This window comes from Billgrantia bachuensis (genome assembly GCF_011742165.1).
GTDB classification, from domain to species: Bacteria; Pseudomonadota; Gammaproteobacteria; order Pseudomonadales; family Halomonadaceae; genus Halomonas; species Halomonas bachuensis.
Genome location: NZ_JAAQTO010000023.1, coordinates 119,618 through 145,948, shown reverse-complemented (window position 1 = coordinate 145,948; position 26,331 = coordinate 119,618). Strand labels below are relative to the sequence as shown.

General features: G+C 61.0%; 28 protein-coding genes. 13 read left to right on the top strand and 15 right to left on the bottom strand.

Annotated features, from left to right (window positions below; genetic code table 11):
* The first annotated feature begins 147 nt into the window (after nucleotides 1–147).
* A complete protein-coding gene (locus HBJ55_RS09585; RefSeq protein WP_167113451.1) occupies nucleotides 148–513 on the top strand; it encodes a YciI family protein in 366 nt (121 codons plus the stop codon).
* A 402-nt stretch (nucleotides 514–915) separates the two neighbouring features.
* Nucleotides 916–1,761: an EamA family transporter gene (locus HBJ55_RS09580; RefSeq protein ID WP_167113449.1), complete on the top strand. Its 846-nt coding sequence runs from the start codon at nucleotides 916–918 to the stop codon at nucleotides 1,759–1,761.
* Between the two features lie 27 nt (nucleotides 1,762–1,788).
* On the opposite strand, the gene HBJ55_RS09575 is transcribed toward HBJ55_RS09580, so the two are convergent.
* Together HBJ55_RS09575 and bfr are read right to left on the bottom strand one after the other, a co-directional pair.
* Nucleotides 1,789–2,313, bottom strand: coding sequence for a YgjV family protein (locus HBJ55_RS09575; RefSeq protein ID WP_167113447.1), 525 nt, complete (start codon nucleotides 2,311–2,313; stop codon nucleotides 1,789–1,791).
* A gap of 70 nt (nucleotides 2,314–2,383) precedes the next feature.
* Nucleotides 2,384–2,851 carry a bacterioferritin gene (gene bfr / locus HBJ55_RS09570; protein WP_167113445.1) on the bottom strand — a complete coding sequence of 156 codons (468 nt, stop codon included), beginning with the start codon at nucleotides 2,849–2,851 and terminating at the stop codon, nucleotides 2,384–2,386.
* Nucleotides 2,852–3,100: 249 nt separating this feature from the next.
* Between bfr and nfsA the strand changes: the two genes are divergently transcribed.
* Genes nfsA through HBJ55_RS09555 form a run of 3 tightly spaced genes read left to right on the top strand, consistent with a single transcriptional unit; the run spans nucleotide 3,101 to nucleotide 4,921 of the window.
* Nucleotides 3,101–3,832, top strand: coding sequence for an oxygen-insensitive NADPH nitroreductase (gene nfsA / locus HBJ55_RS09565; protein ID WP_167113443.1), 732 nt, complete (start codon nucleotides 3,101–3,103; stop codon nucleotides 3,830–3,832).
* A 28-nt stretch (nucleotides 3,833–3,860) separates the two neighbouring features.
* Nucleotides 3,861–4,436 carry a nucleoside deaminase gene (locus HBJ55_RS09560; protein ID WP_167113441.1) on the top strand — a complete coding sequence of 192 codons (576 nt, stop codon included), beginning with the start codon at nucleotides 3,861–3,863 and terminating at the stop codon, nucleotides 4,434–4,436.
* Complete coding sequence (locus HBJ55_RS09555; protein ID WP_167113439.1) at nucleotides 4,433–4,921, top strand: metallophosphoesterase family protein; 489 nt, start codon at nucleotides 4,433–4,435, stop codon at nucleotides 4,919–4,921. The genes HBJ55_RS09560 and HBJ55_RS09555 overlap by 4 nt, the downstream gene beginning before the upstream one ends.
* A gap of 76 nt (nucleotides 4,922–4,997) precedes the next feature.
* On the opposite strand, the gene HBJ55_RS09550 is transcribed toward HBJ55_RS09555, so the two are convergent.
* From HBJ55_RS09550 to HBJ55_RS09530, 5 genes are all read right to left on the bottom strand, one after another.
* Nucleotides 4,998–6,305 carry a TRAP transporter large permease gene (locus HBJ55_RS09550; RefSeq protein WP_104203885.1) on the bottom strand — a complete coding sequence of 436 codons (1,308 nt, stop codon included), beginning with the start codon at nucleotides 6,303–6,305 and terminating at the stop codon, nucleotides 4,998–5,000.
* Nucleotides 6,305–6,844 (bottom strand): TRAP transporter small permease subunit, encoded by a 540-nt coding sequence (locus HBJ55_RS09545; protein WP_167113437.1) that lies wholly within the window; start codon nucleotides 6,842–6,844, stop codon nucleotides 6,305–6,307. The genes HBJ55_RS09550 and HBJ55_RS09545 overlap by 1 nt, the downstream gene beginning before the upstream one ends.
* 70 nt (nucleotides 6,845–6,914) lie before the next feature.
* Nucleotides 6,915–7,895, bottom strand: a complete 981-nt coding sequence (locus tag HBJ55_RS09540) for a TRAP transporter substrate-binding protein (protein WP_167113435.1) — start codon at nucleotides 7,893–7,895, stop codon at nucleotides 6,915–6,917.
* Nucleotides 7,896–7,984: 89 nt separating this feature from the next.
* Complete coding sequence (locus tag HBJ55_RS09535) at nucleotides 7,985–9,517, bottom strand: class I adenylate-forming enzyme family protein (protein ID WP_167113433.1); 1,533 nt, start codon at nucleotides 9,515–9,517, stop codon at nucleotides 7,985–7,987.
* Nucleotides 9,518–9,533: 16 nt separating this feature from the next.
* On the bottom strand, nucleotides 9,534–10,295 hold the full coding sequence (locus HBJ55_RS09530) for an enoyl-CoA hydratase/isomerase family protein (RefSeq protein ID WP_167113430.1): 762 nt from the start codon (nucleotides 10,293–10,295) through the stop codon (nucleotides 9,534–9,536).
* A 157-nt stretch (nucleotides 10,296–10,452) separates the two neighbouring features.
* On the opposite strand from HBJ55_RS09530, the gene HBJ55_RS09525 reads away from it, so the two are divergent.
* From HBJ55_RS09525 to HBJ55_RS09510, 4 genes are all read left to right on the top strand, one after another.
* On the top strand, nucleotides 10,453–11,223 hold the full coding sequence (locus HBJ55_RS09525) for an IclR family transcriptional regulator (RefSeq protein WP_167113428.1): 771 nt from the start codon (nucleotides 10,453–10,455) through the stop codon (nucleotides 11,221–11,223).
* 120 nt (nucleotides 11,224–11,343) lie between these two features.
* Entirely contained in the window at nucleotides 11,344–12,174 is an 831-nt protein-coding gene (locus HBJ55_RS09520; RefSeq protein ID WP_167113426.1) for an AraC family transcriptional regulator, read from the top strand.
* A gap of 57 nt (nucleotides 12,175–12,231) precedes the next feature.
* Nucleotides 12,232–12,720, top strand: coding sequence for a LysE family translocator (locus HBJ55_RS09515; protein WP_338071993.1), 489 nt, complete (start codon nucleotides 12,232–12,234; stop codon nucleotides 12,718–12,720).
* A 457-nt stretch (nucleotides 12,721–13,177) separates the two neighbouring features.
* Nucleotides 13,178–13,642, top strand: a complete 465-nt coding sequence (locus tag HBJ55_RS09510) for a DUF2846 domain-containing protein (protein WP_167113424.1) — start codon at nucleotides 13,178–13,180, stop codon at nucleotides 13,640–13,642.
* A 182-nt stretch (nucleotides 13,643–13,824) separates the two neighbouring features.
* On the opposite strand, the gene HBJ55_RS09505 is transcribed toward HBJ55_RS09510, so the two are convergent.
* The gene (locus tag HBJ55_RS09505) at nucleotides 13,825–14,652 is read right to left on the bottom strand and encodes an SDR family oxidoreductase (RefSeq protein WP_167113422.1); all 828 of its coding nucleotides are present in this window, start codon (nucleotides 14,650–14,652) and stop codon (nucleotides 13,825–13,827) included.
* Nucleotides 14,653–14,757: 105 nt separating this feature from the next.
* On the opposite strand from HBJ55_RS09505, the gene HBJ55_RS22385 reads away from it, so the two are divergent.
* From HBJ55_RS22385 to HBJ55_RS09495, 3 genes are all read left to right on the top strand, one after another.
* Nucleotides 14,758–14,982 (top strand): LysR family transcriptional regulator, encoded by a 225-nt coding sequence (locus tag HBJ55_RS22385; protein ID WP_240936050.1) that lies wholly within the window; start codon nucleotides 14,758–14,760, stop codon nucleotides 14,980–14,982.
* A gap of 59 nt (nucleotides 14,983–15,041) precedes the next feature.
* A complete protein-coding gene (locus HBJ55_RS09500; RefSeq protein ID WP_240936049.1) occupies nucleotides 15,042–15,689 on the top strand; it encodes a LysR substrate-binding domain-containing protein in 648 nt (215 codons plus the stop codon).
* Nucleotides 15,690–15,829: 140 nt separating this feature from the next.
* On the top strand, nucleotides 15,830–16,363 hold the full coding sequence (locus HBJ55_RS09495; RefSeq protein ID WP_167113420.1) for a DUF2380 domain-containing protein: 534 nt from the start codon (nucleotides 15,830–15,832) through the stop codon (nucleotides 16,361–16,363).
* 107 nt (nucleotides 16,364–16,470) lie between these two features.
* Here HBJ55_RS09495 and HBJ55_RS09490 read toward each other — a convergent pair whose 3' ends face one another.
* The 7 genes from HBJ55_RS09490 to HBJ55_RS09460 form a co-directional block, all read right to left on the bottom strand.
* A complete protein-coding gene (locus tag HBJ55_RS09490) occupies nucleotides 16,471–17,256 on the bottom strand; it encodes an SDR family NAD(P)-dependent oxidoreductase (RefSeq protein WP_240936048.1) in 786 nt (261 codons plus the stop codon).
* Nucleotides 17,253–19,052, bottom strand: coding sequence for an alkaline phosphatase family protein (locus HBJ55_RS09485; protein ID WP_167113418.1), 1,800 nt, complete (start codon nucleotides 19,050–19,052; stop codon nucleotides 17,253–17,255). The genes HBJ55_RS09490 and HBJ55_RS09485 overlap by 4 nt, the downstream gene beginning before the upstream one ends.
* Nucleotides 19,053–19,083: 31 nt before the next feature.
* Nucleotides 19,084–20,232 (bottom strand): mandelate racemase/muconate lactonizing enzyme family protein, encoded by a 1,149-nt coding sequence (locus HBJ55_RS09480; protein WP_167113416.1) that lies wholly within the window; start codon nucleotides 20,230–20,232, stop codon nucleotides 19,084–19,086.
* A 40-nt stretch (nucleotides 20,233–20,272) separates the two neighbouring features.
* A complete protein-coding gene (locus HBJ55_RS09475; RefSeq protein WP_167113414.1) occupies nucleotides 20,273–22,039 on the bottom strand; it encodes a solute:sodium symporter family transporter in 1,767 nt (588 codons plus the stop codon).
* Nucleotides 22,040–22,101: 62 nt separating this feature from the next.
* Nucleotides 22,102–23,607: a tripartite tricarboxylate transporter permease gene (locus HBJ55_RS09470; RefSeq protein WP_167113412.1), complete on the bottom strand. Its 1,506-nt coding sequence runs from the start codon at nucleotides 23,605–23,607 to the stop codon at nucleotides 22,102–22,104.
* Nucleotide 23,608: 1 nt separating this feature from the next.
* Nucleotides 23,609–24,046, bottom strand: a complete 438-nt coding sequence (locus HBJ55_RS09465; protein WP_338071992.1) for a tripartite tricarboxylate transporter TctB family protein — start codon at nucleotides 24,044–24,046, stop codon at nucleotides 23,609–23,611.
* A gap of 39 nt (nucleotides 24,047–24,085) precedes the next feature.
* Nucleotides 24,086–25,015: a Bug family tripartite tricarboxylate transporter substrate binding protein gene (locus tag HBJ55_RS09460; RefSeq protein ID WP_167113408.1), complete on the bottom strand. Its 930-nt coding sequence runs from the start codon at nucleotides 25,013–25,015 to the stop codon at nucleotides 24,086–24,088.
* A 300-nt stretch (nucleotides 25,016–25,315) separates the two neighbouring features.
* On the opposite strand from HBJ55_RS09460, the gene HBJ55_RS09455 reads away from it, so the two are divergent.
* On the top strand, nucleotides 25,316–26,293 hold the full coding sequence (locus HBJ55_RS09455; protein WP_167113406.1) for a LacI family DNA-binding transcriptional regulator: 978 nt from the start codon (nucleotides 25,316–25,318) through the stop codon (nucleotides 26,291–26,293).
* The last annotated feature ends 38 nt before the right edge of the window (nucleotides 26,294–26,331 follow it).

Below are 26,331 nucleotides of genomic sequence, written 5' to 3'. Positions count from 1 at the left end.
ACTACATCGGGTTGTGTAACAGGGTTAGTCGATTGTGCTGACTCCTGCTAGTCGATTGGGCCACAGCGATTTCGACAGGACCTGACATGTCGAAAACATGAGCGCCAAAACGATAATGAACCATACACACAACGAAAGGAGCCCAGCATGCGCTACGCCTGCTTCATCTACTACGATCCCAAGGTGCTTTTTGGCGGCAGCCCCGAAGCCAACGCAGTGCTCGGGAAGTGCACGAGCTACGACGAGGTGCTGAAGGCGAGCGGCCACTTCGTCATGGGCGAAGCTCTGGAGCTGCCGGAAACTGGCCAGGTCGTGCGGAAGCGAGAAGGTGGAGTGCTGGCGACGGACGGCCCCTTCATGGAAACCCAGGAAGTGTTGGGCGGTTTCATTCTCATCAAGGCGCAGGACCTTGGGGAAGCCACCCGAGTAGCAAGTGGACATCCGTTGGCCAGTATCGGAGCCATCGAAGTACGCCCCGTAGTGGACTTCAGCCAGCCAAGGCCGGAGCTGTAAGCGGGCGAGGGTTGGCCTAGGCGGCTTGCCATGAGCGTGGTGCCAGCGTACCTGGCCTTGACAACGTTCAGGTCTGCGTACGCCGCCGCTTAACGACACCATTGAGCGCACCTGCATCCAGTGGATTTTTCAGCTGAAAGAGATGCCATGGCCGAGGTGCACAAACGCATCCTCAAGCGACATTGGCGCAGCCTGGCGCCAAGTGCGAATCCCAGCATTACGGCAACTTGTCAGCCAAGCACGAACCCAGCTGCTAAGCTGAGGAATCATAAAGAAAGCGGGCAGGCTATTTCGTGGATGGACGTCTGGATGGGCGCCTCCCGCTAAACCGTGCGATCGGCATGCGCTCAGTTAGGCCGTCGCTCACTGAGTAACTGCGTATGGCCATGGAACGGGGATGAAATGAGCGTTGAGATCTTTTTGGTCGTATTGCTGGCCGCATTTTTCAATGCAAGTTGGAACGCTGTTGTCAAAGTAGGTGGTGACAGAATCGCTGTCATGGCGGTAATTACGCTATTTGGAAGTCTCCTCTCTGCGTTCGCCTTACCCTTCGTGATACTCCCGGATCCCGCTAGCTGGCCACTTCTCGCTTTGGCCATCTTGATTCACACGGCTTATCACTTCTGTCTGCCCATGGCCTATCACTATGGTGACTTTGGACAGGTCTATCCTATCGCTCGAGGATCGGCGCCTTTGCTTGTTACCTTGGGGGCCGCCGTGTTCGCTGGTGAAGTACTGAGCTTCCTTCCGCTACTCGGGGTGCTCTTCCTGTCGGTTGGCGTGATGTCGCTAGCATTCGATACAAGAGCCGGTGTTACCAGTAATCCTCGTGCCATAATGCTGGCCCTCGGCACGGGGGCTTTAATCGCTTCCTACACGCTGGTGGGCGGCTTGGGGGCGCGGCAAGCTGGCTCGGCTTTAGGCTTCGCGGTGTGCTTGACGATAGGCAACGGTTTGCTGACGTTCCTCATTGCTCTTACCTGGAAGTTCAAAGCGATAAAAAACATTGCTGGCGGCAGCTTAGTCCCTGCAGCCATCGGTGGAGGTATGCAAGTCGGCGCATACTGGATCGTCATTTGGGCAATGGCTTATGCCCCGCTCGGCATGGTTTCGTCCCTGCGTGAAACCAGCGTACTGTTCGCGGCGCTGATTTCCACTTTCATCTTGAAGGAAGGCTTCGGCGTCTGGCGGTTCATCTCGTCTGGTCTAATCGCATGCGGTATCGCATTGACGCGCTACAAGCCATAGCGACATGACATAAAGAAACAGGAAATCTCACGCCGAGCACTGCAACCGCGCATCGCGCCGTAGGCGCAGCATGGTGATCACATTGGTCAGGAAGATCAGGCTCTCGGCGATGGTGCCGCCGATCGAGCCCGCCAGCACGTTGCTGGCAACCCAGCACAGCGCCGCTGTAGCCAGTGCAATGCGCATGGGAATGCCGCTCAGCATGAACATGCCGTAGGTGCCGAGCAGGCCCGCGGCCAGGGCCGGGATGTCGCGCGGGCCACTCCAGGTCAGCAGGGCGACCACCAGAGTGGCGAGCAGCATGCCGAGCATGAACGCGCGATTGCGCGGGAAGCGACGCACCAGGGCGATGCGCAGCACGATCAGCGCCGAGATGCCCGCGGCCACCCAGCTCTCGAAGAGGGCGAACTGCGCGGCGAAGGCAACGTTGGCGAACAGCAGCAGCACGAACAGCCGATCGTCGCGCTTGCTGGCGAAGGCTACGATGCACAGGGCCAGCGCCACCAGGCTGACACCTTGGCCCAGCAGCCATCTCAGGCCGATCTCTTCCATGCGTCATTCCGTTATCGAGCTAATGAGACACTTGAGCTTAGCATGGCAATCTCGGCCGGGCGCCCTGGGCTCACATCTGGGAGAGAAGGTAGTTCGGTTTGCCCAGCATCTTGATCAGCCGTAGCTGCTGCTCGAGCCAATAGGCATGGTCTTCTTCGGTATCGGCGAGCAGTCCCAGCAATACGTTGCGGGTCTGGAAATCCTGCTCCCGCTCGCACAGGGCAATGGCTTCCTTCAGGGCATCTCCCACCTCGTATTCGAGCTGGAGGTCGTTGCCGAGCATTTCCTCGACGTCCTGGCCGACGCGTACCGGGGTACGGGTATGCATGTCGGGCTTGCCTTCCAGAAACAGGATCCGCTCGATCAATTGCTTGGCATGGCCCTTTTCATCGTCGAATTCATGGGCGATGCGCTCATAAAGCTTGGTGAGCCCCCAGTCGGCGTACATCTCGGAATGGATGAAGTACTGGTCCATGGCGGCGAGCTCCGCCGCCAGCAGGCCGTTCAAGGCGTCGATGATGGTCTGTTTGCCTTTCATGCGGTTCCCTGTATTAGCGTGAGGGGGTAGATTGGCTCATCCTAGAGTGAATCGATGGGTGTGGTCAATTTTTCCTTGAAATTCAGCCACTTGATATTATCTTCGAGTACGATTCGCATTTGGTTTACAAGGGCCGCTAACGTTCGGCGCAGCTTGCCGGACTCTCCATCCCAGGGCAGACAATGCAATGCCCCCGCCAATGAAAGATACTAAGCAGAGTAACGATCGACAGACATTACGCGAGGCGACATGAATCCCACCATCGAACTGCTGAAAGCACATCGCTCGATTCGCAAATTCACCGACCGGAAGATTCCTGCCGAGCTGCTGCGGGAATTGGTTCGCGCCGGCCAAGCCGCGGCGACGTCGAGCCACGTCCAGGCTTACACCGTCATTCACGTGAAGGATCCGGCCAATCGCGAAATGATTGCCGAGCTGGCCGGCGGCCAGTCATATGTCGCCACCGCCTCCGACTTCCTGGTGTTCTGCGCCGACATGAAGCGCCCCACCGAGGCTTCCGAACGCACCGGCGCCAACGTCGTGCGCGGCATGACCGAGCAGCTGCTGGTGGCAAGCGTGGATACCGCACTGATGGCCCAGAACGTCGCCATCGCCGCCGAATCCGAGGGGCTCGGCATCTGCTACATCGGTGGTATTCGCAACAACCCCCAGGCCATCAGCGACCTGCTGCGCCTGCCGGAGCACGTTTTCCCGGTGTTCGGCATGTGTCTCGGCTATCCGGCCATCGATCCGGACGTCAAACCACGCCTGCCGGTGGAAGCTATCCTCAAGGAGGACTACTACACCGACGACGACGAGCAGGTGGCGGCCTTCGACGAGGCCATGCAGGCCTATTACAGCGAGCGCAAGGGCGGCAACAAGGACACCAATTGGTCACGCAATCTCACCCCGCTGTTCGACAGCAAGCTGCGCGCCCATATGCGCGAGTTCCTGACCAAGCGCGGCTTCGAAATGAAGTGACACACCCCTAAACTCAGGCGGAGGCACCATGGAAGCGCTATTGAATTCACAATCGGAGGTGACGGAGGCAGCCCTGGCCGCCATCGCGCACATGCCTACCGCCAGCCTGCCGATGCTGATGGACGATGCGTTCACCCAGCGATTGACCGATGCCGACTTCATGCGGGTCGCGGTGCTGCTGGCGCAAAAGAGCCATGACGAGGGCGGCTGCCCCATCGGTGCGGTGATCGTCGACAACGCCATGCGTCGTATCCTCGGCAAGGGGCACAACACCCTGGTGCAGGAGAATCATCCCTACAACCACGGCGAAACCTCCGCCATTCGCGATGCCGGCCGCCGCGACTTCAGCCAAGCCACGCTCTTTACCTCACTGAGCCCCTGCGAGGTCTGTGCAACCCTGCTTCACATGCGGGGCTTCTCCCGCGTGGTGGTGGGCGATGTCACCAATGCCTCTGGCACGGAACTCCTGCTGCGCGACAAGGGCATTCAGGTGGATATTCTGGAAGATTCGCGCGGTATCGAGCTCTACGCCCGCTTCCGTGCCGAGCGGCCCGAGTTGGACCTCGAAGACTGGAAGGGCGTGAGTGCCACGCGTGAGCCATGACGTCCTCGATCACTACCGAGCTGCCAATCGGCGTCATCAGCGATACCCATGGGCTGCTGCGCCCTGAGGCGCTGACGATGCTGGAGGGCTGCGAGCTCATTCTGCATCTGGGCGACGTGGGTAGCCGGGATGAGGACGCCGCCATCCTCGAGCGGCTGGCGGAGCTGGCTCCGGTGGTGGCGGTGCGCGGCAATATCGACACCGCCGCCTGGGCCGAGGCGCTGCCGTTGACCTGGAATCTCACCGTCAACGGCTGGCGCCTGCACCTGGTGCATATTCTGCAGGAATTCGACCCGGCCACCTCCTGCGACGTCGTGCTCCACGGCCACTCCCACAAGCCGCGTCACGAATGGCAGGGCGGCCGACTGCTGTTCAACCCCGGCGCAGCCGGCAAGCGCCGCTTTCGTCTGCCCATCACTCTGGGCAAGCTCTGGGCCGACGAGCGCAGCCTGCGCGGCGCCATCCTGCATTTACCGCTCGGTTGAATCCTGTTTCCCCCATGCTTCGAATCGCCCAGACGCGTGCCCAATCGGGGGCGCAACGACAAGGCCGATATCGAAGTCACATCGTGGCTTCATTCATGTAGCCGGGCAGGAAAGTGGCAAGGCCGGGGAAGGCAATCAGCAGCAGCGCCATGAGCGCCATGATCAGGAACATCGGCGCCGCGGCCTTGGCGATAAAGCCGAGGCTGTGGTTGGTCAGACCCTTCATGACGAAAAGATTAAAGCCGACCGGGGGCGTTATCTGCGCCATCTCCACCATGACCAGGACGAAGATACCGAACCAGAGCAGATCGATACCGGCTGCGTTGAGCATGGGCGTGACGACGGCCATGGTCAGCACCACCGCCGAGATGCCGTCGAGAAAGCAGCCCAGCACGATGTAGACGAACATCAGGGCCAGCAGCAGCATGAAAGGCGTGAGATCCAGCGTGCCCACCCACTCGGCCAGACCGCGCGGAAGTCCCGTAAAGCCCATTGCCAGCGTCAGAAACGAGGCGCCTGCCAGTATCAGGGCAATCATGCAGGAAGTCTTCGCTGCCCCCATCAGGCTCTCCACCAGCGAAGAGAAGGTCAGGCTTCGCTGTATGGCAGCGAGCAGCAGGGCACCGACGACCCCGAGGGCAGCGGCTTCCGTCGCGGTAGCGAGGCCGGAGTACATCGAGCCGATCACGGTGATAATCAACAGTGCGACAGGAATCAGCAGGCGCGATTCATAGAGGCGATGCTTCATCGTCATGGCCGGTTCTTTGTCGATGTTGGGCTTCTTCAGGATTCCCCAGGCCACGACATACCCCATGAACAGCGCGGCCAATATCAAGCCAGGAAGTATCCCCGCGATAAAAAGCTTGGGGATGGACTGATTGGTGATCACGCCATAGACGATCATGGTCAGCGAGGGGGGAATCATCAGGCCAAGGGTGGAGGCGCCGGCCAGTGTTCCCACGCTCATGAAGTCGGAATAACCGCGCTTTTTGAGCTCAGGCATGGACATCTTGCCCACGGTGGTCAGCGTGGCGGCGGAAGAACCCGAGACCGCGGCGAACAGGGTGCAGCCGATGACGTTGGTATGCATCAGCCGCCCAGGCAGCCAACTGAGCCAAGGGCTCAATCCGCGGAAGAGGCTTTCGGAAAGCCGCGTACGGTAGAGAATTTCTCCCATCCAGATGAACAGAGGAAGGGCCGTGAGCGTCCAGCTTGTCGAAGACGTCCAAAGCGTGCTGTACATCGAGGCTCCGATGGGGCGGCCCGTGAAGAACGCGATGCACACGATAGCCACCCCGACCAGGGACAGGGCCACCCAGACACCGGAGCCCAGCAGCAGGAAAAGGATGAGCAGAAGCGCAATGGCCAGTTCGGTGAAATCCATCAGAGACTCCTCACGGGATGGGGTCCGTGGTGGTTGGCGCGTGCGGGACGAAACAGCACGGCCAGGGTGCGCACGAAATGGTCGACGATCGAGATCGTGAAGGCCGTGGAGCCGAGCGCGAGCAGCGATTGGGGTATCCAGAGCGCCATGGCATCTTGCCCTGATGAGACGTCGCCAAACCGATATGACCAATAGGCCGCATCGAAGGCGTGCCACGTGATGAAGCCGGCGATGCCGCCCGCGACCAGCAGGCACCACAGCTCGCCGATGGGGCGAAAGCGCCCGAGCCGTTCCACCAGGAGACCGACGCGGATATGCCCGCCTTCATGAAAGGTGTAGGCCGCGGCAAGGAATGTGCTGGCGCCCATCAGGTAGCCGGCATAGTTGGTGGCGCCAGGCAGGGTCATGCCGCTCCAGCGCAGCATCACCTGGACGACGATCACGACCAGCATGATGAAAATGCATAGCGCGGCGAGATACCCGAAGACGCGATAGAGCGTTTCCAGCCACCTGGCTGCACGGGGAGTGGAGGAATTCATGGGAGCGACCTCTAGTTCAACCAGCTAAGCGGAGTCCCCATTCCGCGGAATGGGGACATGAACCGTGCCGTCACTGCATGGCACGATATTCCTCTACCAGTTGCTGGCCTTGCGGGCCGGCCTTCTCCAGCCACTCCGCCTGCATCGCTTCACCGATGCGGTTGAATTCCGCTTGCAGCTCCTCGTTGGGCTGGTTGATCGCAACGCCCTTGTCGCTCAGTCGGCTCTTGAGTTCATCGGTGAGTTCCCTGGCCTGCTCCTCGCCGCGCTGCTCGGCTTCTGCGGCAATGGCCAGGACTTCCTGCCTCGTTTCCTCGTCGAGAGCTTCCCAGCGGTCCTTGTTGACGAAGACGTGGCTGAGCACGAGCCAAGCCTTGGCATCGTAGAAGTGGGGCAGATAGTCCCAAAGCTGGTGGTTGTAGACGGGGTCGCCGGAGGAGATCAGCGATTGCACCATGCCGGTGGCGGCCGCCTGCGAAAGCTCGGCTTCCTCGATCAGGGTCGGCGTCATTCCCATCAGCTCGGCAAAGCGTGCCGTCGCCGTATTATAGGCCCGGAACTTGAGGCCCTCCGCATCTTCGGGCGACTCGATCTCGCGGTCGAAGAAGATGCCTTGCGGGGGCCAGGGGATGTGATAGAGCAGCTGAAGGTTCTGTTCCGCCATCATCTCGTCCAGTGCCGGCCTGGTCACTTCCCAGAGCCGTGCGGATTCTTCGAAGGAATCCGCCAGGAAAGGCACGGAATCGATGCCGTAAAGGACGTTCTCGTTCTGGTGGGCGGACAGGACATGAACGCCTATCTGTGCCTGGTCGCGCTGAACGGCGCGCTTGATCTGATCGCCGGGGAACAGCGAACCGCTCGGGTGAACGCGTATGTCCAGTTCGCCATCCGTGGCCTCCCGCACCTGATCGGCGAACCAACTGACGTTCTCGGTGATGTAGTTGTCCGAAGGCTGCGGGGAAGGAAGGTCCCAGACGTCGGCGTGGGCCAGGCCATTGACTGCCAGGGTCAACGAGGTAATGGCGGCGGTCTTGCGCAGTACATGGACCATGCTGTTGGTCTCCTCTTTTCTAGTTGTAGGAAGGGTGGTCGGGTCTTTTCTCTTGTCGTTATTGTCCATCTTTTACCTCTGGTTCACGCTCAATGAAGCCGTTGGCTATCCCAGGCTTCGTGTAGGGTCTTGGGCAGGCTGTGCTTGACGATGCGGTGACTGGGAGTTCGCTCGAACTCATCCACGATGGCGAGATAGCGCGGGCACTGGTAGGAGGCCAGGCGCTCCTTCAGCCACAGGTAAAGCTCACGAGGCTCGATGTCGCGACCGGCTTTCGGCTTCAGGAAGAGCTTGATCTCCTGCTCACCGATGTCGGCGGCGACACCGATCATCGCGCACTCTTCTACATCGGGGTGCTGCTGGGTGACCGACTCCACCTCCCAGGCCGAAACGTTCTCGCCCCGACAGCGCACGCTATCGGTGATGCGCCCGAGAAAGTAGAGAAAGCCGTCCGCATCGAGCCAGCCGCGGTCGCCGGTATGTAGCACGCCGTTTGCCAGCGTTTTCTCCGTGGCCTCGGCGTTGCGGAAGTAGCCATCGAACAGCACGCCGGGCTGCGTTTCACGGACCACCACCTGGCCCGGTTCGCCTGTCGGTACCGGGCGGCCCCGATCATCGTGAATGGTGACGTCCAGCCAGGGGACGGCACGGCCCACCGACCCTGGCTTTCCTTCAGCATTGAAGGTGGTCAGGCTCGAGGCTTCCGTCATGCCGTAGCACTCGCGTATTTCGAAGCCGAAGCGATCCTGAAGGGTCGACCAGATGTCGCTAGGACAGCCCCCACCCCAGGCGATACGCACGTTGTGTGCGCTTTCCAGCTCGCTGGGCGGTTGCTTCAGCAGGATCTGCAGCACGCCACCCAGATAATGGATGTGGGTCGCGCCACTGGCATTGACCTGCTCCCAGAAGCGACTGGCACTGAAGCGCTCGGTCAGGCTGAGCCGCACATCGAAGAACAGCGGCAGCAACAGCATCTGGGCGCCGCCGATGTGATAGAAGGGCTCCCACTGGAAGAAGACGTCACCTGGCTTGATGGAGCACAGCAGCTCGACGCTCTTCAGGGCGTAGGCCATCATCGCGTGCGTGACGCGCACCCCCTTGGGCTTGCCCGTCGTGCCGGAGGTGTACATCAAGGCGTACAGCTCCGACATGGCCGGCGCCGGTGCGTCCAGTCTCTCCTTGCCTTTCAGATGCTCGGTGATCGTGTCTTCCGCGCCTCCCAGCAGCAGCGCCTTGCCCGCGAATGCCGCCCCGCTATCGACGACGACCGGCCACAGGTCGGTATCGGTGAACAGGACCGCGGGGTCGCAATGCTCGAGGATGTACTTCAATCCATTGCCGCGCTGGCGAGCATTGACCGGCACCCAGACGATACCGGCCTTGGCCAGGGCGAACAGAATGGCGATGGCCTCGGGGCCGTTGTGCATCATGACCGCGGCACGCTCGCCGGGGCGTATGCCCAACTCCCGGCTCAGGTAGGCGGCGAGCGCCTCGGCCTGGCGGTCGAGCTCGCCGAACGTCAGGGGGCGTTGATCAAAGTGCCCGAACAAACGCTCCGGCTCGCGCGTTGCGATATCGCGCAGCGCGAGGATGAAACTGGGATCGTTGAGGTTGAATATCATGTGGTCAGATCTCGATTCAACCGTTTCGGCGCTTGAGGAAGAGCTCCATCATGCGTGCCGGCTCGCCCGAGGCGTAGGCCTCGCCCTGGATGCGAACCCCCGCCTCGAGGCAGTCGCGAAAGCCCGGCTCGGTGATCTCCTTGAAGCGCTGACGATCCAGACGCATCGCAACGGGCGGCTTGTCGGCGAGTTCCTCCCCCAGCGCCAGCGCTTCCGGCAGCACCTGGTCGGCAGCGACCAGGCGGTTGATCAAGCCGAGGGCATGCGACTCGTCGGCATTCATCAGGCGACCGCTCAGGGTCAGATCGATGGTACGAGCGAGCCCCAGGTGTTCGCGCATGATCCAGGGGCCGGTGGTGCTGGCGATACCCGAGTTGATTTCGGGCTGCCCCATGCGAACGTCGGCATGGGCGACGCGGAAGTCGCACAGCAGGGCAACCTGGAAGGCCGAACCGGCCGCCACTCCGTTGAGCGCGGCAATGATGGGCTTGGGGCTGCTGCGCAGCTTGCCGTAGAGGGTCTCCCACTCTCCCACCCAGCTCTTGGCCCGTTCGGCGTCGAAGGACCGGGTCTCGTTGAGATCCTGGCCGGCACTGAAGGCTCGCTCGCCCGCTCCGGTCAGCACGATGGCGCCGAGCGAGTCGTCCTTCGTGAACTCGTCGAGCGCGGCGATGAGCTGCTGACGCATCTCGCTGTGCCAGGCATTGAGGACTTCGGGGCGGTTCAGGGTGATGACGCCGACACGGCCTTGCTTGTTGGTGAGGATGTGTTCGGACATGATTGCCTCTCGGTTGTTTGCGTCTTTGTGATTGCAATGCGATCAGGCATGATCTACATTTAATCAATGTAGTCGAATGGCGAGCGTTGTAAAACCCAAAATCAACACAAGAAACGACTTTTCTTGCGAAAAGATCCGGCTTGGGAGGGGTAAGGCTTTGAGCGAAAAAGAAAAAGTGGACCGCTTGATGGTCAAGAGCGTGGTGAAGGCGTTTCGGATCCTCGAGGTCTTCGATGCCGAACACCCTGCGATGAGCGTCAAGCAGCTGGCGGAACGCTGCGACATGGATCGGAGTGCGGCGCAGCGTTTCGTTCATACCTTGACGCAGCTAGGCTACTTGCAACGCAACGAGGAGACGCAGTTGATCGAACCCAGCGTGCGCACGCTGGACATCGCCGCGCACTACCTCCATGCGCATCCACTGGTCGACAAGGTACGCCCCTACCTGCTGAACCTGAGCAAGGAGACAGAAGGCTCGGTCAGCCTGACGATCCTGGACGGGCAAGACGTGGTGTATCTCTCCCGCTTGCTGAGCCGCAACATGCTGGATACCGACATCACCATTGGATCGCGCCTGCCGGCGTTCTGTACGGCGCCCGGGCTGGCGATGCTGTCGCAGCTGGAAGAGGGGGAGGCGCAAGCGATTCTGGAGCGAACGCAGCGCAAGGCCTATACGCCGAACACCGTGCACGAGGTGCCGGCGATCATGGAACGCTTGGCCCGCTTCCGGCGCCAGGGGTATGCCCTGTCGGTGGAAGAGTATTTTCTCTCCGACATTTCGATTGCCGTACCGGTACTGGATAGGCACAACCGACCGCGAGCGGCGGTCAGCATCTCGATGTCCCGGGTGCGGAGCATGCCCGAGGAGCTTGAGCAGAACCTCTCGGATCTGCTGATCGCCACGGCGCGCCAATTGTCGAGGTTGTAGCTATTGCCAGAGTTACTATGCCGGGAATTATCTCCCTTGGCCGCTTTCCGCAATAATATCCAAGCCTTTCCCTGAGGCTCGGCTTACGCTATCCCTGTATGGCGTTCAGGGAGGTGTGGCATGGCGAAGCAGTCCAGCCGGTTTGAGTACTTCAAGAGTCAGCATATCCCCGAGCTTACGGTGCTCCAGGCGGCACTGAGTGATTTCAGCTACGACCGACATGCCCATGAGGAGTACGCCTTCGGCGTCACCCTCTCCGGGCGGCAGGACTTCTTCAGCGGCGGCCAGTACCATCGCAGCCCGCCCGGCAACGTCATCCAGTTCAACCCCGAGCAGGTGCACGACGGCCACCCGGGCGACGACAGCACGTTGGGCTACGTGATGCTCTACGTGCCTTCCGCTCAGCTCGAGGCCTCGTTCGCCGACGCGGCAGGAAGCCAGCGGGCCGGCCGGTTCCAAGGTAGCGACACCCTGCTGGCGGACCCAGAGCTGCGCCGTGCCATCCTCGATCTGGCCGGGCTCATGATCCATCAACAGGGCACGCGCATCGACCAGGAGCATGCCCTGCATCGCATGGCGACTCGCCTGGTGCAGCGTGCCGGCAAGTTCCAGCCGGGCGGCACGGTAAGCCGGCCCGATGCGCTGCTGCTGCGCGCCAAGGAATATGTCCACGCGCATCTGGAGGCGGATCTCTCGCTGGACGACATCAGCCAGGCCGCACATTTATCGAAGTACCACTTCCTGCGCCTGTTCCGACAGCAGTTCGGCATCACGCCGCACCAGTACGTATTGAGCTGCCGGGCCAATGCCGCGCGCAACGCCCTGGAGGCCGGCGTGGCACCCAACGAGGTGGCCTTCCGCTATGGCTTTACCGACCTCAGCCACTTCAACCGCCGCTTCAAGCGCATCTATGGAATGACGCCGCATGCATACCAACGCAGCGTCACCTAGCAGCGTGTAATCCCGGCCGCTCGGCCACCTAACGCACTTCCTGTCGGAGAGAATCCCATGGAGATCGTCGCCTATGCACTGGGCGTCATGTACACGCCTGGGCCTGTGAACCTGCTCGGCCTGAATGCCGGCCTCAACGGGCAGGCCAGAACTTCCCTCGGCTTCTTCGTCGGCGTGGGGCTGGCCATGCTCACGCTCTTCCTGCTGTTCGGCTGGGCCGGCGCGGCCTGGGTGCGGGGCGACATGCTTGCCATGGTGGGGGCGGTGGGGTGCGGGTACATCCTCTATCTGGCGGTCAAGATTGCTCGCTCGAGCATCGACCTGGGCAAGGTACGCGAAGCGCCGCGCGTGCTGCAGTTTCGCGACGGTCTGATCATGCAACTGTGCAACCCCAAGGGCATGATCGCGACCCTGCCGATCGCCACCATCCAATTCCCCGCCGCCGGCATCCACGGCGTGAGCCTGCTGTTCTGGTCGCTAGGGCTTGCCGTGCTGGCCTTCGGCGCCCCCAGCAGTTACGCGCTGATGGGCGCCGTGCTTGGATAGCGAATCGAGAACCCGAGGCTTCTCAAGGGCTTCAGCCTCGCCATGGCGGCACTGCTGGTGTGGGTTGCGATCACCATCGGCTACGAGCACGTATGGCTGCCGCTGGCGTCGGATGGGTTTTGACATACGCCTTGTAGCGCTTCGCTGGCTTCCGTTGACCCAGCGCATGAGAGAGAGCCAGCCTTGAATGGTAAGCTTGGCCACAAACACGATAACGATAGCCCGTACGCAAGGATGCTAAATAGAAATGGATTCTTTAGAGCTTTGTACCACCTTTTCATCGATTCAAAGGAATAACCTCGAATGCCAAGCCCAACTCTTCGAATACTTAGGAGAGGCGGAAGAGCGTGGAGGTTTTGTCATGCATAAAAAGAATTTGGCAAGAGCCAAATAGAGTGGCCTGTGGGCCAGTAAAAGTGGCTTGAAGCTGCTAGCAAACGCAAAAAAGGGAACTGAAATGAAGCTAATCAAAACCGCAGCTGCCATGGCGGTGCTGGCTTTGATGACAGGGTGTGCCTCGGTCAACATGGCACCGCAGCAGGAGTCATCTCAAGCCAAGCAGTTCGAAGCCCCGGAAGAGGGAATGGCAGGTGTGTATGTCTTTCGCAAACAATCCCCTTTCGGGGCTGCGCTGAAGAAAGACATTTGGATTGACGGTGAGTGCATCGGTGAAAGTGCCCGGGGAGTTTTTTTCTACCATCAAGTGGAGGGTGATCAGGAGCACGAAGTTGCCACTGAGTCCGAATTTTCTCCCAATACGCTGAGCCTCATGACGGAATCGGGAAACAACTATTTTGTTGAGCAATACATCAAAATGGGGGCCTTCGTCGGTGGCGCCAATCTCCGGCTCGTCGATGAAGAGCAGGGCAAGGAAGAGATAAGCAAGCTGAGCATGGCAAGGTCAGGAAGTTGTAGCCAGTAAGCCGAAGCCGGCGCTGTCTCCGGGCGGCGCCTTGGCGACATCGGCCGAGAAGGCTTTCCGGACGGCTTATGCACCAGCAGGCCGCCGGGGGACTGGTCCAATCTTCGTGAGCCAAAACGAAGGAGGGAGCACCCGGCTCCCTCCTTTTGCGTGCAGTACGAATTCATATCGACCGATAACGCTCAATCCGCATCGGCTGAAAAGGCCACTTCGCGCTGTGCCTCGAGCGTCTGAAGCCGCTCTTCCAGCGCTTGCTTGATGCCCGTATACGCCGTGCTGCCGAGTGCCAGCCGCAAGGGTGGTTTCGGCGCGTCGGCGGCGGTGATCATGGCGTCCACCGTCCTGGCGGCATCGCCCTTTATCTCGAAGCTGCCATCCGCCAGGGCACGCCTGACATCGCCTGCTGGCGTTGCGTCGTAGACCTCTAACGGTGTGCCTTGCACGAGCCCGGCGGCGAAGTCGGTCGCGGTGGGGCCCGGTTCGACCAGGATGAAGTCGATCCCGAGCGGCGCCACTTCCTGCGCCGTCGATTCGACGAAGCCCTCGATGCCCCACTTGGTGGCGTGGTAGAGCGAGAAGTTGGGATAGGCCTTCTGGCCGCCTTCGGAGGAGACCTGCACGATGCGCCCGCCGCCCTGGGCGCGCAGGTGTGGCAGTGCCGCGCGAATCAACTGGATCGAACCGGTGAGGTTGGTCGCGATCTGATGGTCGATCTGCTCGTCGCTGAGCTCTTCGGCCGCACCGAAGAGCCCATAGCCGGCGTTGGACACCACCACATCGATCCTTCCCATACGCCCGAAGGCCTGGCGTGTAACCTCGCGGATCCCGGCCACATCGGTAAGATCGAGTTTCAGCACCAGCAGGCGTTCGCCATGAGCTTGTTGCAGTTCGTCGAGCACGCCTTCCCGGCGCAGCGTGGCGACCACGCGATCGCCACGCGCCAGCAGGCGTTCCGTCATCAATCGGCCGAGGCCTGAGGAGGCGCCGGTAATCAACCATGTTTTGCTCATCGTTCTGTTCCTTCCTACGGGTGGGTTGGCCACTCCATGGTGGTGCTCCCGATTGGAAAGCAGAAGTCGTCTAGTATGGGATGAAGACGTGAGAGGAATTCACCAATGACCAAGCCGACTCTGGCCGACCTGGACGCCTTCGCCGTGGTGGCCGCCGAACGGAGCTTTCGCCGCGCGGCCGATCTCATCGGTGTTTCGCGCTCGGCGTTGAGCCACCGAATGAGACATCTGGAAGAGCAGCTCGGCGTCAGGTTGCTACACCGCACCACCCGCAGTGTCACACTGACCGATGCTGGCAGTCGGTTTTTGGCGCGAATACGCCGACCCTGAGGGAACTGGATGCCACGCTGGATACGCTCGCCGAAGACCGTGGCGAACCCAGCGGCCAGTTGCGCATCAATGCCGGCAAGGAGGCGATCCGGCTGCTGCTTGCCCATGTCGTTCCCGCCTACCTGCGCCAATACCCTGCGGTGGAACTCGACCTCGTCAGCGAAGGGCGGCTCGTCGATATCGTCGAGCAAGGGTTTGATGCTGGGGTCCGGCTGGGTGAGGCGGTGCCCCAGGACATGATTGCGGTGAAGTTGGGCGATGATCTGCGATTCCTCGCCGTGGCCTCGCCGGACTACTTGCACCGCTTCGGCACGCCCAAGGTGCCCGACGATCTCCGCCAGCATCACTGCATACGCCAACGGCTACCCAGCGGTAAGCGATACCGCTGGGAATTCGAACGGCGAGGGCAGGAAATCGCCATCGATGTACCCGGCACACTGACGCTCGACGACATCGGCCTCATGGTCGACGCGGCGACCGACGGTCTCGGCATCGCCTTCGTTCCTGAAGTTGCGGCCCGCGACCGGCTCGCATCGGGCCGGCTCGTTGCGGTGCTGGAAGCATGGAGCCCGCCCTATCCCGGCTTGATGCTCTACTACCCCGGCCATCGCCACGTGCCCGCGGCCTTGCGCGCCTTCATCGACCTGGTGAAGGCGTACGAGCCTCCCGCCCAGTTCAAAGCCTCGTCCGCCGACGCGGCAAGGTGAGCCGCCCCGATGCACGCAGTGCGTGAAACTCGACGAATCCGGGCTCCTCTGGTGGAGGTAAAGCCGATCATGCACTAAGACTAGAACGAACCACCGCATGGGCCTTGGCGCGTCTGACACAGGCTCCATCAGGAGGCGCCATGACCCCACAGGACAAATATCGCCGGATCGCGCGCGGAGTGTCTTTCCTGCTTCTGACAAGCACGATTGCAATGGCATCGTCGATTATTGCCGATACCGAAAAGACGACCCTGGCCTTGGCCCAGTTCGATTTCCAGGACACCTCCGGCGAAGTCCGGGATCAAAGCGCCGAGTACGAAGCGAGACTGAAATCGCTCAATGAGACGCTATACGGCGGTCTTGCCGGGAACCAAGAGATCACGTTTGTCGGCCTGACGTGCGAGATGGAACGCTGCACGCACCGGACCCCTGGCCTGGCCGCGCTGACAAGGCAGGCCAAGACCGCTGGTGCTCGATATCTCCTTGTCGGCGAGGTTCACAAAGTGAGCACTCTGATTGGAAGGGTAAGGCTGGCGGTGCTGGATCTGAACGACAACAACAAGTTTGCCTGCGAGCGACTCTTGTCTTATCGAGGAGATACCGACGAAGCATGGCAACGCATGGCGCAGTACACCTTGCGTCACATTGAGGAGAGCTGCATTCCTCCGCGCTGAAGTCACAGCATAGCAGCCGCTTCAGGCTCGGCAATAACGGTCAGTCATTGTCTTGAGAATAGGCCCAAGTCATGCCTGGATGGCATTCAGCCGGCGCTACCCGGGAGCTAACAATGTGCTAACCCAGCGTCGACAACGATCGACTGGGCAGTCATGCCGCGACTATCGTCGGCGGCCAAAAATAGTGCCATGGCAGAAATGTCGTCTGGCTCGAGGCGGAACTTGAGCGACTGCTGAGAGAGAAATTCGGCATCCTGCTCCGGAGTTCGCCACAGTCGTGTCTGCTTTTCCGTTATCACGGCGCCCGGCACCAGGCTATTGACTCGAATACCGTGGGGGCCAAGCTCTCGAGCCAGAGTGCGCGTCAGTCCATGGATGCCCGCCTTGGCTGTGGTATACCCGCTCATCGACGGGTTGCCGCGCATCCAGGACACCGAGCCCAGATTGAGAATCACACCGCACCCGCGTTCGCGCATCCCTCGCGCCACCGCCTGGGCGGCGAAAAAATGATGGCGCAAGTTGGTCGCCTGGCTGTGGTCCCAGTCCTCCGGTTCGATATCGTCGAATGCCTGGCGCCGATCGTTGGCCGCATTATTGATCAGGGCATCGATCGGCAAGCCCTGTTCCAGGTCCTTCAACGTCTCCCGTAGTACGGCGATATCGGTAAGATCGCAGTGGCGGTAGCTCAACGATGCGCTCTTCCCCAGCGTGGCTTGCAGTGCCCGTGCGGCTTCGTCGTCAATATCCAGGATCGATACCTGGCTGCCCTGGGCCAGAAAGGCCTCGATCATCGCCGCTCCGATCCCCGATGCGCCGCCGGTAATCACGACATGACGCCCGCTCAGCGTGGGGTAGTGGGCGCGTCGCTCACGCGTCAGGGGAGCCCACATCATCGACGAGCCTCCAACAGCGCATCCAGTGGCTTGCCATCGAGGGTGGAGGTATCCAGGCCCAGCAGGCGCGCGAACGTGGCGCCGGCATTGTCCATTCGCTGGATTCCTCGTTGGGTATCGAACGTCAACTTGGAGCCGGGCCGTATTCCTTCACCGTGGAGGATCGCCAGGCCATGATTGGAGGCGAACGCGGTGCTGGCGGACGGTACCTGGGGGCCATGGTTGGCTCCGGCGTTCTCAACGGCGGCCACGGTATCGCCGCGCCGGTTGACTCCCCACACGAACCCCGAAGCGTAAGCGAACAGCACATCCCCGGCGGCGTCGCCCCAGTAACCCAGCACGCCGGCGTCCTGCTTCTTCAGGGCGAAAGCGGTCACGTTACGCTCACCCTGCGGGGTATCGATGTACCACGTGTTCAAGGCCTTGAGTATTTTCGTCTGCACTTCGGCCACGTCAGCCTCGGAAACGATGCCCTCGTCCAGCGTGTCGCGATTGACGAAGACTTCCAGGCCGCCGCGCTCATCCTTGAGAAAGGCCCGGCTGAGCTGGCGTATCGGTCGGCCCTGCTCGTCGAGCGCACAGAGGTTGAATTCGGCCAGCCGTCGATGGATATCGCACAGGTAATGGTTCGGCACGTCACCATGGTCCGAGGCGAGCACGATCACCGTGTCGTCGCGCCGGCCGGCTAGCAGGCGGCCCACCGCGTCATCGAGCACTTGGTACGCCTGGCGGATGGTGTTCAGATAACGTTCCTGCCCACCGACGGTGAAGAAAGGGGATTCAGGGTCGCAATAGGCGAGGCAGGTGTGATGGGTCTCGTCATTGAGACGAAAAACCGTGGCGAACAGATGGAAGTCCTCCTCGTTGAGCAGTGTCAGGGCGCTGTCGACAAGCCACTCCAGCTGATAGCGGCCCTCTTCGAAACTGGTTTCGAAATAGGGCGTATCGGGGTCTGCCGACACCGCCCACTTGGAAATGAATGGCCCGTGGCGCTGCGTCAGCCAATCGGCTAGGGCAGGGTGGTTGCTCAGCCGCTTGGGCACGGTGACCTGTGACTGCAGCAGATCCACGTGCTCCCGCTCGGCATCGTAAGCCAGCAGCTTGAAGCGCACGTATCCCCGCTCATCGCTTGCCTCGATGGGCAACCAGTCGCTCCACTCGCCTACACCCAGAATTGCTGTGCTCTCCCTTACTGTCAGCTGCAGCTGTGCGTTGGTTGCCGGGCGCAATGTCACCGCCAAAGTGTCGCCACCATTGAGCCGGATCGCGGCATGGTAGTGAGCCTCGGAGCGCTCGATAGCGTGGCGGTTGTGCTTCTGGTGATGAGCCAAGCTATCGCTCGGTGGCCAGCCCAGCGCCTCGTTCTGAGGGACGTCAGGCCACTGCGAGAGGTCGGTGCTGTGCAGGCCAGCGGGGGCCATCTCCATCGGGGCCGGGCCTTTGCCGCTCCAGAACGGCGCCAGGCAGAGATCGTTCTTACCGGTGGGCTTGAGGGACTCGGGAAAGTGTACCAACGCACACTTTTTCCCCGCTTCGGCCATCAACTCCAACAAATTTCGCGTCCCGCTGGGCGGAAGACGTTGCCCCACCCAACTGTTCCCCGGTGCCTGTCCGGTGAGGAAGGTGACGAAGTTGGTGTCGCCCCAGGTCGAGATATAAGGCAGCAATCGGGTGCTACCGCCTTCCGTTCGCAGGCGCTGAATGTTGGGCAGCACTCCCTCGGCGCAGAAGCGTTCGACGAGCTCGGGAATCAGGCCGTCGACACCCAACAGCAGCACTTTCTTGGTGTTACTCATGACAGACTCCAGTTTCGGGGAAGTGGGCGGCTCAGGCGATGCGGTAGTGATCGACGATCGAACGGTCGATCTCGATACCCAGGCCCGGTTTTTCGGGCACCTCCACGCAACCGCGGGTGTTGAGCGCGAATTCCCCGCCGATCAGTTCCTGGCGGAAGGGGTGGGCCGATTGGTCGTACTCGAGCATCGGCTCGTCCGGGTTCAGTGACAGCGGCTGTGGCGGCAGCGTGGCGATGAACTGCACCGCCGCCGCCAGCCCGATGCCGGTCCCCCAGACGTGAGGAATCAATGGCACGTGCCAGGCCTGGGACATCGCGGCTATCTTCTGGCACTCGGTGAGACCCCCGGCGGCGCCGAGATCCGGTTGAATGATGTCCAGCGCACCTTCGCTGATCAGGTCGCGATAGCCGAACTTGGAGTACTCGTTCTCGCCCGCGGCGATCCAGGTACGCGAGATACCCTTGAGCTCGCGGTAGCCATGGCGGTTTTCCGGGCTCAACGGCTCCTCGAACAGATGCACTCGTGTCTCTTCCAGCTCCATCAGAATGCGCCGTGCCGCCGGCACGCTGTAGGCACAGTTGGCGTCCATCATCAGCACGGCGTCGTCCCCCACCGCTTCGCGTACCGCACGCATGTCACGGATATCGGCCTCGATACCAAAGCCGGTCTTGAGCTTCATTGCCCGATAGCCGTTGGCCTGGTGGCGCAGCGCCTCCTCGACGACTTCCTCGGGGTACTTACCGCCCTCGCGACGATAGAAGCCGGTGGCGTAGGGACGAATCTCGTTGCGAAAAGCGCCGCCCATCAGGCGATGGATCGGCTGTCCCAAGGTTTTGCCGACGAGATCCCACAGCGCAATATCGATCGCGGCAATGCCGAATAGCGCCGCCCCTTTCTGACCGTAGGGACGGGTATGGTTGTACATCGTTTCCCACAGCACCTCGCGATCGAAGATCGAACGTCCGATCACCAACGGCTTGAGCGCATGCTCGACCATCGCCTGGGCGACCTGGGGCGGCTGCAGTCCGTGGTTGATACATTCGCCCCAGCCCACCAAGCCGTCATCGGTATGAATTTCCACCAGCATCGCGGTGCGCCGATGCACCCACCCCTGAGAGAACGAAAATGGCTGTTCCAGCGGTGCAGCGAGAACGTGGGTCTTCAAATCGGTAATGGTCATGACGAATCGCTCTACAGAGAAAGAGAGAAAAGAAGAAACACTATCTGCTGATTTTCTGCGCCAGCGGCTGCCGCCATCCACGCGCTGTGATCAGACGATAGAGCCCGTAAAGCAGCAGCAATGCCGCCACGCTCACTGCCAAGACGCTCATCAGCGACCCCGACGGCGAAGTCACTCCCAAGGGCGAGAGCGCTGCATATAGCAGTACGAACAGCCCCACCAATATCCAGCTGGCATGGCGGGCATAGCGCCAGGGCGTGATATCCACTTGATGGCCATGGGCATCGGACAGCAGCACGACCGCTTCGGGCAGCGGCTTGAGATATCGCACTACGCTCATCACACCGATCATCAGCAGGAAGTTGATGCCCACTAGCAGCAGCCAGTGCACCTGGGCGAAGCCAAGGTCGTCTCCCAGCACGAAGTGGGTGAGATAGAAAAATCCCATGCCGAACACCAGCCCGACGTATCCCGCCAGTGCCGGGGCGCGTTTGGACATCACACCGAACAGAATCACGGTGAAGATCGGCACGTTGATCACCGCCATGATGGTGCGCATCAAGGTGTAGAGACTGTCGGCGTTGGCGATATAGGGGGCGATAACGATGCAGATCACGATGGTAACGGCGGCGAATGCCCGCCCGACGGCCACGGTTTCGCGATCGGTGGCGCTGGGCTTGAGCAGTTGTTTATAGATATCCAGGCTGATCAGCGTCGACAGACTGTTAACGCCGCTGTTGAAGGAACTGAGGATGGCGCCGAACACCGCCGCGCAGAAGAGCCCCGTCAGCCAAGTCGGCAGGATCTCCCGCACCAGCAAGGGATAGGCGACATCGGCGTTTAGCACATCGCTGCCCGGCTTGGTGGGAATCTCCAGCATGCCCTGCTGATGTAGGTGCCAGGCGATGATGCCCGGCAACACCAGCATCAATACCCCGGCCAACTTGAGAAATCCCGCCGCCAGCACGCCCTTCTGGCTCTCGGCCAGCGAGCGTGCGCCTAGCGCCCGCTGCACGATCGCCTGGTTGGTGCACCAATAGAACAGATTGATCAGCAGCACCCCGGAGATCATGCCGTACCAAGGAATGTTGGCATCCGCCGTCATCCCCACCGCATTGAGTCGCTCAGGCGCTTGGCTGGTCAGCACTTGCCAGCCGACCATGAAGTCATCGCCCCCTAACGCATGGAGCCCCAGAATCGGCACCAGCAATCCCGCAAACAACAACCCGATACCGTTAATGGTGTCGGACACCGCCACCGCCTTGAGCCCGCCGAACACTGCGTAGACGCCGCCGACCACGCCGATGGCGATCACCATGACCCAGGTGGTCGCGGTCTGGCCGATGCCCAACAGGCTTTCGACATCGAACAGCTGGCCCAGCGTAATGGCACCGGCATAGAGGACGAACGGCAGGAAGCCGATCACGATGGCATAGATGAAGATGAACGAAGCAACGGTGCGCATCCGCTTGCCGTAGCGGTGTTCCAGGAATTGCGGCACGGTGCCGATGCCGGAACGCAGGTAGCGCGGCAGGAACACGAACGCCAGCGCTATCAGCGCCAGCGCCGCTACCGTCTCCCATGCCATGACATTGGCGCCGTTGCTGAAGGCGTTGGCGTTGAGTCCGGTCAGTTGCTCTGCCGAGATGTTGGTCAGAAACAGCGAGCCGGCGATCACGATCCAGCCCAGGCTGCGCCCGGCCAGAAAGTAGCCGGTGATTTGGCTGAGATCCTCGTGTCGTGTCTTGAGCCAAGAGATGACGGCGACCAGCGCCGTGAAGCCGAGAAACGAGAGCAGCGTCAGCATATCCTTTCCCCTGGTGGGCCTGAACCGGCATGGCATCGTCGTGGCGCCGGTTGAAGGCGTTTTCAGTCGTAAGAGGGTTGGTTCCGTGCTGCCGCCCGCCATTGGGCGATGCTCGACCACACGGTCCAGACGATGAGCAGCGCGAGCAACGAGAACAGCGCCATGGAGATGCCGCTATGAGTGAGTAATTCAAAGAAATCGCCGCGCTTTATCAGCAGGCCTCGGCGCAGCGAGCTTTCCAGCTCCGGCCCCAGCACCATGCCGATCACCAGCGGCGCCAGTGGGTAATCCGCACGGCGCAGGGCGTAGGCCAGGATGCCGGTCACTGCGGCAACCACCAGGTCTAGCGGGTTGCCGCGCACCGTCGCGGCCCCGATGAAGCTGAACATCACGATGGCGGCCATGACGTAACCCTGGTGCAGCCGGAACAAGTAACGAAACAGGCCAATGGAGGGTTTGCTCAGGATCAGCATGGCGACGTTGACGATGATCAGTACGACGAACAGGGAGTAGACGGTCTGCGCTTGATCGACCATCAACCGCACGCCCGGCGTGATGCCGTGAATCACCATGGCGCCCATCATCATCGCTGTGACGACATCCCCCGGAATGCCCAGCGCCAGCGTGGGAATGAACGAGCTACCGGTCACGGCATTATTGGATGACTCGGAGGCGATGATGCCATCCGGTTCGCCCTGGCCCAGGCGATCGCGACGCGGCGACATTTTCTGCGCAGTGGCATAGCTGATGAAGGCTGCAGCGGCCGCACCGGTGCCCGGCAAAGCGCCGATGAAGCTACCGATCAATGAGCCGCGGACGAGCTCAATCCAGCGCTTGAACCACTCACCCAGCTTAGGTAGGCGCAACCTGGCCTCAGGGATTTTTGCGCCAGGATCGTCCCTCGAGGAAAAGCGCACGAAGATTTCCGAAAGGGCGAAAGCGCCCACCACCACCGGAATCAGCGTCAGCCCCGAGGACAGGGTATAGCTGCCGAAGGTGAAGCGATCGGCCCCGGTGATGGGATCCGAGCCCACCATGGAGAGGAAGAAGCCGATCATGCCGCATACCAGCCCCTTCATGACGCTACCCTTGGAAACGCCAACGATGCACATCATCGCCAGGCAGATGAGGGCGAAGACTTCGATCGAACCGAAGTTGACGGCGAACTTGGCGAGTTGCGGCGCGCAGAAGATCAGTATCACGCAGGAGAGCACGCCGCCGAAGAAGGACGCGAACGTTGCCCAGCCCAGCGCCTCGTCGACGCGCCCCTGCTGAGTCATGGGGTAGCCGTCGAAGGTAGTCGCCGCCGATTGGGGTGTGCCGGGGGTATTGATGAGAATAGCGGTGATCGAACCACCGTAGACGGAACCGCAGTAGACACCGATCAGCAGTGCCATGCTGGTAATGGTGGACATCCCGAAAGTGAAGGGCAGAAAGATGGTCAGCCCCACAACCGACCCGAGGCCCGGCAACCCACCAATGATGATCCCGGCCCAGGTGCCGACGACGATGGCGAGCAATGCCTGCCAAGCGAAGGCGTCGCCCACCGCGGCAAGAATGATATCCATGCTACAGCGCTCCGCTGGTCAAGAGTGTCGGCAATCGAATCAGCAGCACGTGGTGGAACAGGAACCACAGGCCACCGGCGATCACGAGCGTGCCCAGCGCCATCGGTAGCGGGCGATGCAGGCGAAACAGCCACAACGTCAAAGCGACGAGCGGCAGTGACGCAAGCAGAAATCCCAGGCTCGCCACGGCGATAGCGGCGATAAGCACGGCCCCCATGAGCACAGGGAGTGTCGACAGCGGCCAGCTTCCCGTTCCGGTGACGCGTGATAGCTCGACGAGCGTGATCGCAAGGGCGACCCCGCTCCACAAGGTCAACACGATACGCGGCACCAGCATGGCATCGGATGGGCCGCTCCAGGCATGGAACGCCAGCACGACACCGAGCAAGAACAATCCTAGGGCCAGTAAGACTCTGGGGTGGGCCAATCTCGCAACCATGGCGCTTACCTCGCTAGAGGTCGGAATGGCTTGATGGCCTCAATCGATCAGGCCGGCATCGTGTAGCACCTGCTTGTTGGCTTCGAAGCGTTCCTTCACGAACGACTCGAACTCGTCCGGCCCGAGATAGGCGATGCCGGCCTTGGCATTCTCGGCGAAGGACTTGAACCGATCAGACTCGAGCGTGGCCTTGCATGCGTCGGAATACTGAGCCTTTCGCTCTTCCGTAATTCCCTTGGGAGCTATTACGCCCTGCCAGACGGAGAATTCCATCTCCGGCAGGCCTAGCTCATTTATGGTCGGTACATCCTCGTAGCCCTCGATGCGCTGGGCGGCGAAGACGGCCAATGGCCGCAGATCATAGTTTTCGAGAATGGTCTCGGTGTCTGCCATGAACTGGATTTCGTTGCCGGCCAGCGCATTCATGGCTGGCCCGGAACCGCTGTAGGAAATGTGTGAGGCGTCGAGGTCGCTCTCCACCACCAGGGCGGCGGCTGCCAGGTGCGGCAGCGTGCCAGGTCCCGAGGAACCATAAAGCAGCGGCTGTTCCTGGGAGGCTGCGACGAGCTGGTCAAAGTCTTCGATATCGGATGACCGGGACACCATCAAGAACATCGGATTGGACGTGGTGCGGCAGATATAGGTGAAACTGTCCGGCCCGTAGGCAAGGTCTTTCAACGAGGGTTGGATGCTGAGCGAGCCGGCCGGCGCGTAGCCGATGATGTTGGGGTTGCCTTCGCGCTTGGCGACCTCTGTGGTGCCTACCGTGGCGCTGGCGCCGGCCAGGTTGCGCACCACCGAGGTGACACCGAGCTGCTCGGAGAAAACCGGTTCGAAACTGCGCGCGACGATATCCGTGGCGCCGCCCGCCGCAAAGGGAACGATGATTTCCAAGGTCTCTTGGGCGTGAACGGTATGCGAGGCTCCGGCGATAATCATCAGGGCCAAGGCGTGGTGTATGGCTTTCATTGTTGTCTCCATTTTCGTATCGCTGCGAAATTACGATGTCCTAATGCGAGTGGCTTTATATTGTAATTATTGGAGGGCATCCGTTTTCTTTTGATTCTATAATCGTAGCGCTACGATCAAAGGGGTCAATGAAGCCGAAGCTATCCTTTGGTCGAATGGCTAGCTATCGAGGGATGACTCAAGGTCAACGTTGCGCAACCTTGGTCGGGGTCTGGCTAGGCACATTTAACCTTCTGTTTCAAAAGAGAACGGGTAGAGGGGACAGTGAAAAGACGCAGACGAAATTCACAGCGGGCCACCATGAGCGAGGTCGCCCAGCTTGCGGATGTCTCTCCAAGTACCGTGTCGCTCTACCTGCGTCGTCCCGACGAGGTCTCTTCTCGCCGGGCCGAGCGCATTCAGACAGCGATCGACAGGCTGGGCTATCTACCCAACACGATGGCTGGCGGTCTGGCCTCATCGCGCTCCAATATCATCGGCGTGATAGTGCCCACGATCACCTTCTCGTTCTTTGCGGAAACTCTCGAGACACTGGAAAGGAACCTGCGCGCTGCCGGCTATCAGCTATTGATAGGCAACACGGAATTCGACCCTTCGCGCGAGGAGGAACTGATTCGCTCGATCTTGAGTTGGAACCCCTCCGGGCTAGTGCTGACAGGGTTCTCGCACAGCCGAAAATCGGTCTCGCTGCTTGCCAAGAGCGATATTCCCATTGTCGAGATGTGGGACTACGGCCAGGAAGGTTTGGACATGGTGGTGGGCTTTTCACACCACACCTGTGGACGTCTGGTGGCGGAGCATCTGTTGCGCAACGGCTACCGGCACATGGCCTTTTTGAGCACGAACTTTCAACGTGACATCCGTGCGCGCGAACGCTATCACGGGTTTCGCGATGCAATTGCCGACTCCGGCGGCTCGGTGGTGGTCCGCGAACTGGCAGGGCGCAGCAATACCGCCGAGGCCGGCAAACTGCTGTGCTCACTGGTCGACGAGCATCCCGAGACCCAAGCGGTGTTCTGTTCCAATGACATGGTCGCCCTCGGCGCAATGTTCGAATGCCAGCGGCAAGGCTGGTCGATACCCGGGCGCCTGGCGGTCGTGGGATTCGGTAACCAGGACTTTACCGACAGCACCGTCCCACCAATGACGACGGTGGAACCCCCCCGGCAAGAGATCGGTGACCATATCGCCCGGTTGTTGATCGACCGCCTCAAGGGAGATGACACGGCAACCAGGATAGACCTCGGCGTCAGGCTAATCGTACGAGAGAGCGGTTGAATTCAGTGGCTTGCCTATATTGACCATGGCTGATCATC

Coding starts and splice junctions, on each gene's coding strand:
- HBJ55_RS09515 (WP_338071993.1), top strand. CDS start 12,232: ATGGAGATCGTCGCCTATGCACTGGGCGTCATGTACACGCCTGGGCCT.
- HBJ55_RS09485 (WP_167113418.1), bottom strand. CDS start 19,052: ATGAGTAACACCAAGAAAGTGCTGCTGTTGGGTGTCGACGGCCTGATT.
- HBJ55_RS09530 (WP_167113430.1), bottom strand. CDS start 10,295: ATGTCCGAACACATCCTCACCAACAAGCAAGGCCGTGTCGGCGTCATC.
- HBJ55_RS09510 (WP_167113424.1), top strand. CDS start 13,178: ATGAAGCTAATCAAAACCGCAGCTGCCATGGCGGTGCTGGCTTTGATG.
- HBJ55_RS09475 (WP_167113414.1), bottom strand. CDS start 22,039: ATGCTGACGCTGCTCTCGTTTCTCGGCTTCACGGCGCTGGTCGCCGTC.
- HBJ55_RS09490 (WP_240936048.1), bottom strand. CDS start 17,256: ATGATGTGGGCTCCCCTGACGCGTGAGCGACGCGCCCACTACCCCACG.
- HBJ55_RS09520 (WP_167113426.1), top strand. CDS start 11,344: ATGGCGAAGCAGTCCAGCCGGTTTGAGTACTTCAAGAGTCAGCATATC.
- HBJ55_RS09585 (WP_167113451.1), top strand. CDS start 148: ATGCGCTACGCCTGCTTCATCTACTACGATCCCAAGGTGCTTTTTGGC.
- HBJ55_RS09580 (WP_167113449.1), top strand. CDS start 916: ATGAGCGTTGAGATCTTTTTGGTCGTATTGCTGGCCGCATTTTTCAAT.
- HBJ55_RS09470 (WP_167113412.1), bottom strand. CDS start 23,607: ATGGATATCATTCTTGCCGCGGTGGGCGACGCCTTCGCTTGGCAGGCA.
- HBJ55_RS09455 (WP_167113406.1), top strand. CDS start 25,316: ATGAGCGAGGTCGCCCAGCTTGCGGATGTCTCTCCAAGTACCGTGTCG.
- HBJ55_RS09465 (WP_338071992.1), bottom strand. CDS start 24,046: ATGGTTGCGAGATTGGCCCACCCCAGAGTCTTACTGGCCCTAGGATTG.
- HBJ55_RS22385 (WP_240936050.1), top strand. CDS start 14,758: ATGACCAAGCCGACTCTGGCCGACCTGGACGCCTTCGCCGTGGTGGCC.
- HBJ55_RS09575 (WP_167113447.1), bottom strand. CDS start 2,313: ATGGAAGAGATCGGCCTGAGATGGCTGCTGGGCCAAGGTGTCAGCCTG.
- nfsA (WP_167113443.1), top strand. CDS start 3,101: ATGAATCCCACCATCGAACTGCTGAAAGCACATCGCTCGATTCGCAAA.
- HBJ55_RS09495 (WP_167113420.1), top strand. CDS start 15,830: ATGACCCCACAGGACAAATATCGCCGGATCGCGCGCGGAGTGTCTTTC.
- HBJ55_RS09550 (WP_104203885.1), bottom strand. CDS start 6,305: ATGGATTTCACCGAACTGGCCATTGCGCTTCTGCTCATCCTTTTCCTG.
- HBJ55_RS09540 (WP_167113435.1), bottom strand. CDS start 7,895: ATGGTCCATGTACTGCGCAAGACCGCCGCCATTACCTCGTTGACCCTG.
- HBJ55_RS09535 (WP_167113433.1), bottom strand. CDS start 9,517: ATGATATTCAACCTCAACGATCCCAGTTTCATCCTCGCGCTGCGCGAT.
- HBJ55_RS09505 (WP_167113422.1), bottom strand. CDS start 14,652: ATGAGCAAAACATGGTTGATTACCGGCGCCTCCTCAGGCCTCGGCCGA.
- HBJ55_RS09480 (WP_167113416.1), bottom strand. CDS start 20,232: ATGACCATTACCGATTTGAAGACCCACGTTCTCGCTGCACCGCTGGAA.
- bfr (WP_167113445.1), bottom strand. CDS start 2,851: ATGAAAGGCAAACAGACCATCATCGACGCCTTGAACGGCCTGCTGGCG.
- HBJ55_RS09560 (WP_167113441.1), top strand. CDS start 3,861: ATGGAAGCGCTATTGAATTCACAATCGGAGGTGACGGAGGCAGCCCTG.
- HBJ55_RS09545 (WP_167113437.1), bottom strand. CDS start 6,844: ATGAATTCCTCCACTCCCCGTGCAGCCAGGTGGCTGGAAACGCTCTAT.
- HBJ55_RS09460 (WP_167113408.1), bottom strand. CDS start 25,015: ATGAAAGCCATACACCACGCCTTGGCCCTGATGATTATCGCCGGAGCC.
- HBJ55_RS09555 (WP_167113439.1), top strand. CDS start 4,433: ATGACGTCCTCGATCACTACCGAGCTGCCAATCGGCGTCATCAGCGAT.